The organism is Bacillus sp. PS237 (genome assembly GCF_037963345.1).
GTDB lineage: Bacteria > Bacillota > Bacilli > Bacillales > Bacillaceae > Bacillus > Bacillus subtilis.
The window spans coordinates 158,692-172,692 of sequence record NZ_CP150156.1; the positions used below are offsets into that span (position 1 = coordinate 158,692).

Here is a 14,001-nt window from a genome sequence, read left to right on the forward strand (position 1 = left end):
ACCTTTAATATGATTCATCTGTTTGGAATTATACATAACAAAATATCGCTGTTCGCGATTTTTGAGGGGATGAATAAAGAAATGAAAAGCCGTGGTTTAGTTCGTTTTTTCTTTTCTATTTTAGCTGTCGGGGCGCTTATCACGAGTATTGTGGGTTTTGCTTTAAAGTGGGGAGAATATAGAGGGCTGTTTCTAACATTTGAAGCGGGACAGATTTTCTCTGTTTTATTTTGGTTTATCGGTGTAGGCATGATTTTCAGTGTGATCAGCCAAATGGGTTTTTTCGTGTTTTTAACAGTTCATCGGTTTGCGCTTGAGATATTAAGGTCCTCCTCTTTGTGGAATTTGCTGCAGTTGTTTTTCATCCTGTTTGTTGCTTTTGATTTAATGTACGTGCGTTTTTTATTTTTTGGAGAGAGCGGAGAATCGCTGGCTGGCTATGCGTGGTTACCGGTGTTTTTATTGATCTTTGGAGTGATTACAGCTTATATAAAGCAAAAGCAGTCCTCTAAGAAAACATTTGTGTCATCGTTATTTTTGATGGTTGTGATTACCGCATTAGAATGGTTCCCTGCATTAAGAGTAAATGATGAGGACTGGCTTTATTTAATGCTTTTTCCGTTAATGGCATGTAATGCCTTCCAATTGCTGATGCTGCCGAAGTTTGCAGCAAAGTAATTACTTTACCTCTGCGGATTTGGCATCAGAATTTGCGATGAGATCACCCACGGTTACATTTTTTAATCCTTTTTCTTTCAGCTGATGGATGATATCAGGCAATGCTTCTTCTGTTTGTTTTGCAGAATCGGAGGCATGTAAAAGAATAATGTCTCCACCGGAAACTTGCTTGGTCACATTGTCGATGATTTTTTCAACTCCGGGATTTGTCCAGTCTTGAGAGTTCACACTGTAATGAACGACTGTATAATTGTATTGCTTTGCGACCTTTAGAACATTCTTATTGAATTGGCCGGTAGGGGGTCTTAATAGCTGTATGTCTTTGACCCCTAACTTTTCAAAGGCTGTTTGCGCACGGTTCATGTCCTTTTTTATTTCGCTGCTCTCTAAATTGGCATAGTTTTTATAAGCGTAGCCCATGCTCCCGATTTGATGGCCGTCCTTTACGATACGGGCCACTGTGTCGGGATGGCGTTCTGCCCAAGAAGCGGACAGGAAAAACGTTGCGTTTTTAATCCCGTTTGCTTTCAGAGTATTAAGTATCGGTTCTGCTCTCTCATCACCCCAGCTGATATCGAAAGTAAGTGAAATATCTTTAGAGTCTGTTTCTCCTTTATAAATGGCTTTAGGTCCGGTGTCAGTTGAAAACACGGGAAGCGGGACAGCTCTTTGGATATAAAAAAAGCTGGCAGCTGCAAATGCGGCGATAAGTATAATAATTAATTGTTTTACCCGTTTAATGTGCCACACATAGAAGTGATTCACTGATGATGCCTCCTTATCTTGTCCATCATTCTTGTTTTACATCTTATGAGCATGGACAATTGAATATAACCGATAAAATGTCTCTTCACATACAGCCTAAATTGGGTGTTGACCTTTTGATAATATCCGTGATATATTATTATTCGTCGCTGATAAACAGCTGACATCAACTAAAAGCTTCATTAAATACTTTGAAAAAAGTTGTTGACTTAAAAGAAGCTAAATGTTATAGTAATAAAGCTGCTTCGTTAAGCGGCAGTAATGATCTTTGAAAACTAAACAAGACAAAACGTACCTGTTAATTCATTTTTATAAATCGCACAGCGATGTGCGTAGTCAGTCAAACTACTTTATCGGAGAGTTTGATCCTGGCTCAGGACGAACGCTGGCGGCGTGCCTAATACATGCAAGTCGAGCGGACAGATGGGAGCTTGCTCCCTGATGTTAGCGGCGGACGGGTGAGTAACACGTGGGTAACCTGCCTGTAAGACTGGGATAACTCCGGGAAACCGGGGCTAATACCGGATGGTTGTTTGAACCGCATGGTTCAAACATAAAAGGTGGCTTCGGCTACCACTTACAGATGGACCCGCGGCGCATTAGCTAGTTGGTGAGGTAACGGCTCACCAAGGCAACGATGCGTAGCCGACCTGAGAGGGTGATCGGCCACACTGGGACTGAGACACGGCCCAGACTCCTACGGGAGGCAGCAGTAGGGAATCTTCCGCAATGGACGAAAGTCTGACGGAGCAACGCCGCGTGAGTGATGAAGGTTTTCGGATCGTAAAGCTCTGTTGTTAGGGAAGAACAAGTACCGTTCGAATAGGGCGGTACCTTGACGGTACCTAACCAGAAAGCCACGGCTAACTACGTGCCAGCAGCCGCGGTAATACGTAGGTGGCAAGCGTTGTCCGGAATTATTGGGCGTAAAGGGCTCGCAGGCGGTTTCTTAAGTCTGATGTGAAAGCCCCCGGCTCAACCGGGGAGGGTCATTGGAAACTGGGGAACTTGAGTGCAGAAGAGGAGAGTGGAATTCCACGTGTAGCGGTGAAATGCGTAGAGATGTGGAGGAACACCAGTGGCGAAGGCGACTCTCTGGTCTGTAACTGACGCTGAGGAGCGAAAGCGTGGGGAGCGAACAGGATTAGATACCCTGGTAGTCCACGCCGTAAACGATGAGTGCTAAGTGTTAGGGGGTTTCCGCCCCTTAGTGCTGCAGCTAACGCATTAAGCACTCCGCCTGGGGAGTACGGTCGCAAGACTGAAACTCAAAGGAATTGACGGGGGCCCGCACAAGCGGTGGAGCATGTGGTTTAATTCGAAGCAACGCGAAGAACCTTACCAGGTCTTGACATCCTCTGACAATCCTAGAGATAGGACGTCCCCTTCGGGGGCAGAGTGACAGGTGGTGCATGGTTGTCGTCAGCTCGTGTCGTGAGATGTTGGGTTAAGTCCCGCAACGAGCGCAACCCTTGATCTTAGTTGCCAGCATTCAGTTGGGCACTCTAAGGTGACTGCCGGTGACAAACCGGAGGAAGGTGGGGATGACGTCAAATCATCATGCCCCTTATGACCTGGGCTACACACGTGCTACAATGGACAGAACAAAGGGCAGCGAAACCGCGAGGTTAAGCCAATCCCACAAATCTGTTCTCAGTTCGGATCGCAGTCTGCAACTCGACTGCGTGAAGCTGGAATCGCTAGTAATCGCGGATCAGCATGCCGCGGTGAATACGTTCCCGGGCCTTGTACACACCGCCCGTCACACCACGAGAGTTTGTAACACCCGAAGTCGGTGAGGTAACCTTTTAGGAGCCAGCCGCCGAAGGTGGGACAGATGATTGGGGTGAAGTCGTAACAAGGTAGCCGTATCGGAAGGTGCGGCTGGATCACCTCCTTTCTAAGGATATTATACGGAATATAAGACCTTGGGTCTTATAAACAGAACGTTCCCTGTCTTGTTTAGTTTTGAAGGATCATTCCTTCGAAACGTGTTCTTTGAAAACTAGATAACAGTAGACATCACATTCAAGTAATACAAGATATCACATAGTGATTCTTTTTAACGGTTAAGTTAGAAAGGGCGCACGGTGGATGCCTTGGCACTAGGAGCCGATGAAGGACGGGACGAACACCGATATGCTTCGGGGAGCTGTAAGCAAGCTTTGATCCGGAGATTTCCGAATGGGGAAACCCACCACTCGTAATGGAGTGGTATCCATATCTGAATTCATAGGATATGAGAAGGCAGACCCGGGGAACTGAAACATCTAAGTACCCGGAGGAAGAGAAAGCAAATGCGATTCCCTGAGTAGCGGCGAGCGAAACGGGATTAGCCCAAACCAAGAGGCTTGCCTCTTGGGGTTGTAGGACACTCTGTACGGAGTTACAAAGGAACGAGGTAGATGAAGAGGTCTGGAAAGGCCCGCCATAGGAGGTAACAGCCCTGTAGTCAAAACTTCGTTCTCTCCTGAGTGGATCCTGAGTACGGCGGAACACGTGAAATTCCGTCGGAATCCGGGAGGACCATCTCCCAAGGCTAAATACTCCCTAGTGACCGATAGTGAACCAGTACCGTGAGGGAAAGGTGAAAAGCACCCCGGAAGGGGAGTGAAAGAGATCCTGAAACCGTGTGCCTACAAGTAGTCAGAGCCCGTTAACGGGTGATGGCGTGCCTTTTGTAGAATGAACCGGCGAGTTACGATCTCGTGCAAGGTTAAGCAGAAGATGCGGAGCCGCAGCGAAAGCGAGTCTGAATAGGGCGCATGAGTACGTGGTCGTAGACCCGAAACCAGGTGATCTACCCATGTCCAGGGTGAAGTTCAGGTAACACTGAATGGAGGCCCGAACCCACGCACGTTGAAAAGTGCGGGGATGAGGTGTGGGTAGGGGTGAAATGCCAATCGAACCTGGAGATAGCTGGTTCTCTCCGAAATAGCTTTAGGGCTAGCCTCAAGGTAAGAGTCTTGGAGGTAGAGCACTGATTGGACTAGGGGCCCCTACCGGGTTACCGAATTCAGTCAAACTCCGAATGCCAATGACTTATCCTTGGGAGTCAGACTGCGAGTGATAAGATCCGTAGTCGAAAGGGAAACAGCCCAGACCGCCAGCTAAGGTCCCAAAGTATACGTTAAGTGGAAAAGGATGTGGAGTTGCTTAGACAACCAGGATGTTGGCTTAGAAGCAGCCACCATTTAAAGAGTGCGTAATAGCTCACTGGTCGAGTGACTCTGCGCCGAAAATGTACCGGGGCTAAACGTATCACCGAAGCTGCGGACTGTTCTTCGAACAGTGGTAGGAGAGCGTTCTAAGGGCTGTGAAGCCAGACCGGAAGGACTGGTGGAGCGCTTAGAAGTGAGAATGCCGGTATGAGTAGCGAAAGAGGGGTGAGAATCCCCTCCACCGAATGCCTAAGGTTTCCTGAGGAAGGCTCGTCCGCTCAGGGTTAGTCGGGACCTAAGCCGAGGCCGAAAGGCGTAGGCGATGGACAACAGGTTGATATTCCTGTACCACCTCCTCACCATTTGAGCAATGGGGGGACGCAGGAGGATAGGGTAAGCGCGGTATTGGATATCCGCGTCCAAGCAGTTAGGCTGGGAAATAGGCAAATCCGTTTCCCATAAGGCTGAGCTGTGATGGCGAGCGAAATATAGTAGCGAAGTTCCTGATTCCACACTGCCAAGAAAAGCCTCTAGCGAGGTGAGAGGTGCCCGTACCGCAAACCGACACAGGTAGGCGAGGAGAGAATCCTAAGGTGATCGAGAGAACTCTCGTTAAGGAACTCGGCAAAATGACCCCGTAACTTCGGGAGAAGGGGTGCTCTGTTAGGGTGCAAGCCCGAGAGAGCCGCAGTGAATAGGCCCAGGCGACTGTTTAGCAAAAACACAGGTCTCTGCGAAGCCGTAAGGCGAAGTATAGGGGCTGACGCCTGCCCGGTGCTGGAAGGTTAAGAGGAGCGCTTAGCGTAAGCGAAGGTGCGAATTGAAGCCCCAGTAAACGGCGGCCGTAACTATAACGGTCCTAAGGTAGCGAAATTCCTTGTCGGGTAAGTTCCGACCCGCACGAAAGGCGCAACGATCTGGGCACTGTCTCAACGAGAGACTCGGTGAAATTATAGTACCTGTGAAGATGCAGGTTACCCGCGACAGGACGGAAAGACCCCGTGGAGCTTTACTGCAGCCTGATATTGAATGTTGGTACAGCTTGTACAGGATAGGTAGGAGCCTTGGAAACCGGAGCGCCAGCTTCGGTGGAGGCATCGGTGGGATACTACCCTGGCTGTATTGACCTTCTAACCCGCCGCCCTTATCGGGCGGGGAGACAGTGTCAGGTGGGCAGTTTGACTGGGGCGGTCGCCTCCTAAAAGGTAACGGAGGCGCCCAAAGGTTCCCTCAGAATGGTTGGAAATCATTCGCAGAGTGTAAAGGCACAAGGGAGCTTGACTGCGAGACCTACAAGTCGAGCAGGGACGAAAGTCGGGCTTAGTGATCCGGTGGTTCCGCATGGAAGGGCCATCGCTCAACGGATAAAAGCTACCCCGGGGATAACAGGCTTATCTCCCCCAAGAGTCCACATCGACGGGGAGGTTTGGCACCTCGATGTCGGCTCATCGCATCCTGGGGCTGTAGTCGGTCCCAAGGGTTGGGCTGTTCGCCCATTAAAGCGGTACGCGAGCTGGGTTCAGAACGTCGTGAGACAGTTCGGTCCCTATCCGTCGCGGGCGCAGGAAATTTGAGAGGAGCTGTCCTTAGTACGAGAGGACCGGGATGGACGCACCGCTGGTGTACCAGTTGTTCTGCCAAGGGCATCGCTGGGTAGCTATGTGCGGACGGGATAAGTGCTGAAAGCATCTAAGCATGAAGCCCCCCTCAAGATGAGATTTCCCATTCCGCAAGGAAGTAAGATCCCTGAAAGATGATCAGGTTGATAGGTCTGAGGTGGAAGTGTGGCGACACATGGAGCTGACAGATACTAATCGATCGAGGACTTAACCATATTTTTGAATGATGTCACATCTGTTATCTAGTTTTGAGAGAACACTCTCAATTTGTTTGGTGGCGATAGCGAAGAGGTCACACCCGTTCCCATACCGAACACGGAAGTTAAGCTCTTCAGCGCCGATGGTAGTCGGGGGTTTCCCCCTGTGAGAGTAGGACGCCGCCAAGCAGATTTATTAATTCTACCATGTTTGTTTATGAAGCTTTATATTATTCCGCAGTAGCTCAGTGGTAGAGCTATCGGCTGTTAACCGATCGGTCGTAGGTTCGAATCCTACCTGCGGAGCCATTGCTTCCATAGCTCAGCAGGTAGAGCACTTCCATGGTAAGGAAGAGGTCAGCGGTTCGAGCCCGCTTGGAAGCTTAAATGTATTATTACCAAGGTTTCTCATAAGGAGAAAGCTTTTTTTATTGCGATATGCGGAAGTAGTTCAGTGGTAGAACACCACCTTGCCAAGGTGGGGGTCGCGGGTTCGAATCCCGTCTTCCGCTCCATTTATCCTAACGGGATATTGTAAATTGAATTGCGCCCGTAGCTCAATTGGATAGAGCGTTTGACTACGGATCAAAAGGTTAGGGGTTCGACTCCTCTCGGGCGCGCCATATCTTTTAATAGAATAGATAGGAAATCGGGAAGTAGCTCAGCTTGGTAGAGCACATGGTTTGGGACCATGGGGTCGCAGGTTCGAATCCTGTCTTCCCGACCATTTTTTATGGGGCCTTAGCTCAGCTGGGAGAGCGCCTGCTTTGCACGCAGGAGGTCAGCGGTTCGATCCCGCTAGGCTCCACCAAAAGTTTTTAAAAAAGTTATTGACTTTGAAGAAGTGACATTGTATACTAATAAAGTTGCTTTAACAAAGCGGACAAACAAAATGATCTTTGAAAACTAAACAAGACAAAACGTACCTGTTAATTCAGTTTTTAAAAATCGCACAGCGATGTGCGTAGTCAGTCAAACTACTTTATCGGAGAGTTTGATCCTGGCTCAGGACGAACGCTGGCGGCGTGCCTAATACATGCAAGTCGAGCGGACAGATGGGAGCTTGCTCCCTGATGTTAGCGGCGGACGGGTGAGTAACACGTGGGTAACCTGCCTGTAAGACTGGGATAACTCCGGGAAACCGGGGCTAATACCGGATGGTTGTTTGAACCGCATGGTTCAAACATAAAAGGTGGCTTCGGCTACCACTTACAGATGGACCCGCGGCGCATTAGCTAGTTGGTGAGGTAACGGCTCACCAAGGCAACGATGCGTAGCCGACCTGAGAGGGTGATCGGCCACACTGGGACTGAGACACGGCCCAGACTCCTACGGGAGGCAGCAGTAGGGAATCTTCCGCAATGGACGAAAGTCTGACGGAGCAACGCCGCGTGAGTGATGAAGGTTTTCGGATCGTAAAGCTCTGTTGTTAGGGAAGAACAAGTACCGTTCGAATAGGGCGGTACCTTGACGGTACCTAACCAGAAAGCCACGGCTAACTACGTGCCAGCAGCCGCGGTAATACGTAGGTGGCAAGCGTTGTCCGGAATTATTGGGCGTAAAGGGCTCGCAGGCGGTTTCTTAAGTCTGATGTGAAAGCCCCCGGCTCAACCGGGGAGGGTCATTGGAAACTGGGGAACTTGAGTGCAGAAGAGGAGAGTGGAATTCCACGTGTAGCGGTGAAATGCGTAGAGATGTGGAGGAACACCAGTGGCGAAGGCGACTCTCTGGTCTGTAACTGACGCTGAGGAGCGAAAGCGTGGGGAGCGAACAGGATTAGATACCCTGGTAGTCCACGCCGTAAACGATGAGTGCTAAGTGTTAGGGGGTTTCCGCCCCTTAGTGCTGCAGCTAACGCATTAAGCACTCCGCCTGGGGAGTACGGTCGCAAGACTGAAACTCAAAGGAATTGACGGGGGCCCGCACAAGCGGTGGAGCATGTGGTTTAATTCGAAGCAACGCGAAGAACCTTACCAGGTCTTGACATCCTCTGACAATCCTAGAGATAGGACGTCCCCTTCGGGGGCAGAGTGACAGGTGGTGCATGGTTGTCGTCAGCTCGTGTCGTGAGATGTTGGGTTAAGTCCCGCAACGAGCGCAACCCTTGATCTTAGTTGCCAGCATTCAGTTGGGCACTCTAAGGTGACTGCCGGTGACAAACCGGAGGAAGGTGGGGATGACGTCAAATCATCATGCCCCTTATGACCTGGGCTACACACGTGCTACAATGGACAGAACAAAGGGCAGCGAAACCGCGAGGTTAAGCCAATCCCACAAATCTGTTCTCAGTTCGGATCGCAGTCTGCAACTCGACTGCGTGAAGCTGGAATCGCTAGTAATCGCGGATCAGCATGCCGCGGTGAATACGTTCCCGGGCCTTGTACACACCGCCCGTCACACCACGAGAGTTTGTAACACCCGAAGTCGGTGAGGTAACCTTTTAGGAGCCAGCCGCCGAAGGTGGGACAGATGATTGGGGTGAAGTCGTAACAAGGTAGCCGTATCGGAAGGTGCGGCTGGATCACCTCCTTTCTAAGGATATTATACGGAATATAAGACCTTGGGTCTTATAAACAGAACGTTCCCTGTCTTGTTTAGTTTTGAAGGATCATTCCTTCGAAACGTGTTCTTTGAAAACTAGATAACAGTAGACATCACATTCAAGTAATACAAGATATCACATAGTGATTCTTTTTAACGGTTAAGTTAGAAAGGGCGCACGGTGGATGCCTTGGCACTAGGAGCCGATGAAGGACGGGACGAACACCGATATGCTTCGGGGAGCTGTAAGCAAGCTTTGATCCGGAGATTTCCGAATGGGGAAACCCACCACTCGTAATGGAGTGGTATCCATATCTGAATTCATAGGATATGAGAAGGCAGACCCGGGGAACTGAAACATCTAAGTACCCGGAGGAAGAGAAAGCAAATGCGATTCCCTGAGTAGCGGCGAGCGAAACGGGATTAGCCCAAACCAAGAGGCTTGCCTCTTGGGGTTGTAGGACACTCTGTACGGAGTTACAAAGGAACGAGGTAGATGAAGAGGTCTGGAAAGGCCCGCCATAGGAGGTAACAGCCCTGTAGTCAAAACTTCGTTCTCTCCTGAGTGGATCCTGAGTACGGCGGAACACGTGAAATTCCGTCGGAATCCGGGAGGACCATCTCCCAAGGCTAAATACTCCCTAGTGACCGATAGTGAACCAGTACCGTGAGGGAAAGGTGAAAAGCACCCCGGAAGGGGAGTGAAAGAGATCCTGAAACCGTGTGCCTACAAGTAGTCAGAGCCCGTTAACGGGTGATGGCGTGCCTTTTGTAGAATGAACCGGCGAGTTACGATCTCGTGCAAGGTTAAGCAGAAGATGCGGAGCCGCAGCGAAAGCGAGTCTGAATAGGGCGCATGAGTACGTGGTCGTAGACCCGAAACCAGGTGATCTACCCATGTCCAGGGTGAAGTTCAGGTAACACTGAATGGAGGCCCGAACCCACGCACGTTGAAAAGTGCGGGGATGAGGTGTGGGTAGGGGTGAAATGCCAATCGAACCTGGAGATAGCTGGTTCTCTCCGAAATAGCTTTAGGGCTAGCCTCAAGGTAAGAGTCTTGGAGGTAGAGCACTGATTGGACTAGGGGCCCCTACCGGGTTACCGAATTCAGTCAAACTCCGAATGCCAATGACTTATCCTTGGGAGTCAGACTGCGAGTGATAAGATCCGTAGTCGAAAGGGAAACAGCCCAGACCGCCAGCTAAGGTCCCAAAGTATACGTTAAGTGGAAAAGGATGTGGAGTTGCTTAGACAACCAGGATGTTGGCTTAGAAGCAGCCACCATTTAAAGAGTGCGTAATAGCTCACTGGTCGAGTGACTCTGCGCCGAAAATGTACCGGGGCTAAACGTATCACCGAAGCTGCGGACTGTTCTTCGAACAGTGGTAGGAGAGCGTTCTAAGGGCTGTGAAGCCAGACCGGAAGGACTGGTGGAGCGCTTAGAAGTGAGAATGCCGGTATGAGTAGCGAAAGAGGGGTGAGAATCCCCTCCACCGAATGCCTAAGGTTTCCTGAGGAAGGCTCGTCCGCTCAGGGTTAGTCGGGACCTAAGCCGAGGCCGAAAGGCGTAGGCGATGGACAACAGGTTGATATTCCTGTACCACCTCCTCACCATTTGAGCAATGGGGGGACGCAGGAGGATAGGGTAAGCGCGGTATTGGATATCCGCGTCCAAGCAGTTAGGCTGGGAAATAGGCAAATCCGTTTCCCATAAGGCTGAGCTGTGATGGCGAGCGAAATATAGTAGCGAAGTTCCTGATTCCACACTGCCAAGAAAAGCCTCTAGCGAGGTGAGAGGTGCCCGTACCGCAAACCGACACAGGTAGGCGAGGAGAGAATCCTAAGGTGATCGAGAGAACTCTCGTTAAGGAACTCGGCAAAATGACCCCGTAACTTCGGGAGAAGGGGTGCTCTGTTAGGGTGCAAGCCCGAGAGAGCCGCAGTGAATAGGCCCAGGCGACTGTTTAGCAAAAACACAGGTCTCTGCGAAGCCGTAAGGCGAAGTATAGGGGCTGACGCCTGCCCGGTGCTGGAAGGTTAAGAGGAGCGCTTAGCGTAAGCGAAGGTGCGAATTGAAGCCCCAGTAAACGGCGGCCGTAACTATAACGGTCCTAAGGTAGCGAAATTCCTTGTCGGGTAAGTTCCGACCCGCACGAAAGGCGCAACGATCTGGGCACTGTCTCAACGAGAGACTCGGTGAAATTATAGTACCTGTGAAGATGCAGGTTACCCGCGACAGGACGGAAAGACCCCGTGGAGCTTTACTGCAGCCTGATATTGAATGTTGGTACAGCTTGTACAGGATAGGTAGGAGCCTTGGAAACCGGAGCGCCAGCTTCGGTGGAGGCATCGGTGGGATACTACCCTGGCTGTATTGACCTTCTAACCCGCCGCCCTTATCGGGCGGGGAGACAGTGTCAGGTGGGCAGTTTGACTGGGGCGGTCGCCTCCTAAAAGGTAACGGAGGCGCCCAAAGGTTCCCTCAGAATGGTTGGAAATCATTCGCAGAGTGTAAAGGCACAAGGGAGCTTGACTGCGAGACCTACAAGTCGAGCAGGGACGAAAGTCGGGCTTAGTGATCCGGTGGTTCCGCATGGAAGGGCCATCGCTCAACGGATAAAAGCTACCCCGGGGATAACAGGCTTATCTCCCCCAAGAGTCCACATCGACGGGGAGGTTTGGCACCTCGATGTCGGCTCATCGCATCCTGGGGCTGTAGTCGGTCCCAAGGGTTGGGCTGTTCGCCCATTAAAGCGGTACGCGAGCTGGGTTCAGAACGTCGTGAGACAGTTCGGTCCCTATCCGTCGCGGGCGCAGGAAATTTGAGAGGAGCTGTCCTTAGTACGAGAGGACCGGGATGGACGCACCGCTGGTGTACCAGTTGTTCTGCCAAGGGCATCGCTGGGTAGCTATGTGCGGACGGGATAAGTGCTGAAAGCATCTAAGCATGAAGCCCCCCTCAAGATGAGATTTCCCATTCCGCAAGGAAGTAAGATCCCTGAAAGATGATCAGGTTGATAGGTCTGAGGTGGAAGTGTGGCGACACATGGAGCTGACAGATACTAATCGATCGAGGACTTAACCATATTTTTGAATGATGTCACACCTGTTATCTAGTTTTGAGAGAACACTCTCAATTTGTTTGGTGGCGATAGCGAAGAGGTCACACCCGTTCCCATACCGAACACGGAAGTTAAGCTCTTCAGCGCCGATGGTAGTCGGGGGTTTCCCCCTGTGAGAGTAGGACGCCGCCAAGCAATTGCACATTAGTGTAATTTTTTAAAAAAGTTATTGACTTTGAAGAAGTGACATTGTATACTAATAAAGTTGCTTTAACAAAGCGGACAAACAAAATGATCTTTGAAAACTAAACAAGACAAAACGTACCTGTTAATTCAGTTTTTAAAAATCGCACAGCGATGTGCGTAGTCAGTCAAACTACTTTATCGGAGAGTTTGATCCTGGCTCAGGACGAACGCTGGCGGCGTGCCTAATACATGCAAGTCGAGCGGACAGATGGGAGCTTGCTCCCTGATGTTAGCGGCGGACGGGTGAGTAACACGTGGGTAACCTGCCTGTAAGACTGGGATAACTCCGGGAAACCGGGGCTAATACCGGATGGTTGTTTGAACCGCATGGTTCAAACATAAAAGGTGGCTTCGGCTACCACTTACAGATGGACCCGCGGCGCATTAGCTAGTTGGTGAGGTAACGGCTCACCAAGGCAACGATGCGTAGCCGACCTGAGAGGGTGATCGGCCACACTGGGACTGAGACACGGCCCAGACTCCTACGGGAGGCAGCAGTAGGGAATCTTCCGCAATGGACGAAAGTCTGACGGAGCAACGCCGCGTGAGTGATGAAGGTTTTCGGATCGTAAAGCTCTGTTGTTAGGGAAGAACAAGTACCGTTCGAATAGGGCGGTACCTTGACGGTACCTAACCAGAAAGCCACGGCTAACTACGTGCCAGCAGCCGCGGTAATACGTAGGTGGCAAGCGTTGTCCGGAATTATTGGGCGTAAAGGGCTCGCAGGCGGTTTCTTAAGTCTGATGTGAAAGCCCCCGGCTCAACCGGGGAGGGTCATTGGAAACTGGGGAACTTGAGTGCAGAAGAGGAGAGTGGAATTCCACGTGTAGCGGTGAAATGCGTAGAGATGTGGAGGAACACCAGTGGCGAAGGCGACTCTCTGGTCTGTAACTGACGCTGAGGAGCGAAAGCGTGGGGAGCGAACAGGATTAGATACCCTGGTAGTCCACGCCGTAAACGATGAGTGCTAAGTGTTAGGGGGTTTCCGCCCCTTAGTGCTGCAGCTAACGCATTAAGCACTCCGCCTGGGGAGTACGGTCGCAAGACTGAAACTCAAAGGAATTGACGGGGGCCCGCACAAGCGGTGGAGCATGTGGTTTAATTCGAAGCAACGCGAAGAACCTTACCAGGTCTTGACATCCTCTGACAATCCTAGAGATAGGACGTCCCCTTCGGGGGCAGAGTGACAGGTGGTGCATGGTTGTCGTCAGCTCGTGTCGTGAGATGTTGGGTTAAGTCCCGCAACGAGCGCAACCCTTGATCTTAGTTGCCAGCATTCAGTTGGGCACTCTAAGGTGACTGCCGGTGACAAACCGGAGGAAGGTGGGGATGACGTCAAATCATCATGCCCCTTATGACCTGGGCTACACACGTGCTACAATGGACAGAACAAAGGGCAGCGAAACCGCGAGGTTAAGCCAATCCCACAAATCTGTTCTCAGTTCGGATCGCAGTCTGCAACTCGACTGCGTGAAGCTGGAATCGCTAGTAATCGCGGATCAGCATGCCGCGGTGAATACGTTCCCGGGCCTTGTACACACCGCCCGTCACACCACGAGAGTTTGTAACACCCGAAGTCGGTGAGGTAACCTTTTAGGAGCCAGCCGCCGAAGGTGGGACAGATGATTGGGGTGAAGTCGTAACAAGGTAGCCGTATCGGAAGGTGCGGCTGGATCACCTCCTTTCTAAGGATATTATACGGAATATAAGACCTTGGGTCTTATAAACAGAA

Annotated in this window: 2 protein-coding genes, 6 tRNA genes and 7 rRNA genes; 14 read left to right on the forward strand and 1 reads right to left on the reverse strand. The window is 50.8% G+C overall.

The window, feature by feature from the left end; genetic code table 11:
- Window positions 1–81 precede the first annotated feature (81 nt).
- Window positions 82–678, forward strand: coding sequence for a KinB-signaling pathway activation protein (gene kbaA / locus NST22_RS00930; RefSeq protein WP_004399693.1), 597 nt, complete (start codon window positions 82–84; stop codon window positions 676–678).
- Here the strand turns inward: kbaA and pdaB are convergent, their stop codons facing one another.
- The gene (gene pdaB / locus NST22_RS00935) at window positions 679–1,443 is read right to left on the reverse strand and encodes a polysaccharide deacetylase family sporulation protein PdaB (protein WP_003235130.1); all 765 of its coding nucleotides are present in this window, start codon (window positions 1,441–1,443) and stop codon (window positions 679–681) included.
- A 350-nt stretch (window positions 1,444–1,793) separates the two neighbouring features.
- Here pdaB and NST22_RS00940 point away from each other — a divergent pair.
- The 13 genes from NST22_RS00940 (at window position 1,794) to NST22_RS01000 (ending at window position 13,954) form a co-directional block, all read left to right on the forward strand.
- Window positions 1,794–3,343, forward strand: a 16S ribosomal RNA gene (locus tag NST22_RS00940).
- Between the two features lie 167 nt (window positions 3,344–3,510).
- Window positions 3,511–6,438 (forward strand): 23S ribosomal RNA (locus tag NST22_RS00945).
- 55 nt (window positions 6,439–6,493) lie between these two features.
- A 5S ribosomal RNA gene (rrf, locus tag NST22_RS00950) occupies window positions 6,494–6,609 on the forward strand.
- A gap of 45 nt (window positions 6,610–6,654) precedes the next feature.
- Window positions 6,655–6,729: transfer RNA gene (locus NST22_RS00955), tRNA-Asn, on the forward strand.
- Window positions 6,730–6,731: 2 nt separating this feature from the next.
- Window positions 6,732–6,804: transfer RNA gene (locus NST22_RS00960), tRNA-Thr, on the forward strand.
- Window positions 6,805–6,860: 56 nt separating this feature from the next.
- A tRNA-Gly gene (locus NST22_RS00965) sits at window positions 6,861–6,935 on the forward strand.
- Window positions 6,936–6,966: 31 nt separating this feature from the next.
- Window positions 6,967–7,043: transfer RNA gene (locus tag NST22_RS00970), tRNA-Arg, on the forward strand.
- A 27-nt stretch (window positions 7,044–7,070) separates the two neighbouring features.
- Window positions 7,071–7,147: transfer RNA gene (locus tag NST22_RS00975), tRNA-Pro, on the forward strand.
- An 8-nt stretch (window positions 7,148–7,155) separates the two neighbouring features.
- Window positions 7,156–7,231: transfer RNA gene (locus tag NST22_RS00980), tRNA-Ala, on the forward strand.
- A 171-nt stretch (window positions 7,232–7,402) separates the two neighbouring features.
- A 16S ribosomal RNA gene (locus NST22_RS00985) occupies window positions 7,403–8,952 on the forward strand.
- A 167-nt stretch (window positions 8,953–9,119) separates the two neighbouring features.
- Window positions 9,120–12,047: ribosomal RNA gene (locus NST22_RS00990) — 23S ribosomal RNA — on the forward strand.
- 55 nt (window positions 12,048–12,102) lie between these two features.
- Window positions 12,103–12,218 (forward strand): 5S ribosomal RNA (gene rrf / locus NST22_RS00995).
- Window positions 12,219–12,404: 186 nt separating this feature from the next.
- Window positions 12,405–13,954, forward strand: a 16S ribosomal RNA gene (locus NST22_RS01000).
- The 16S, 23S and 5S rRNA genes sit together here with 6 tRNA genes alongside, the layout of an rRNA operon.
- Window positions 13,955–14,001: the final 47 nt, after the last annotated feature.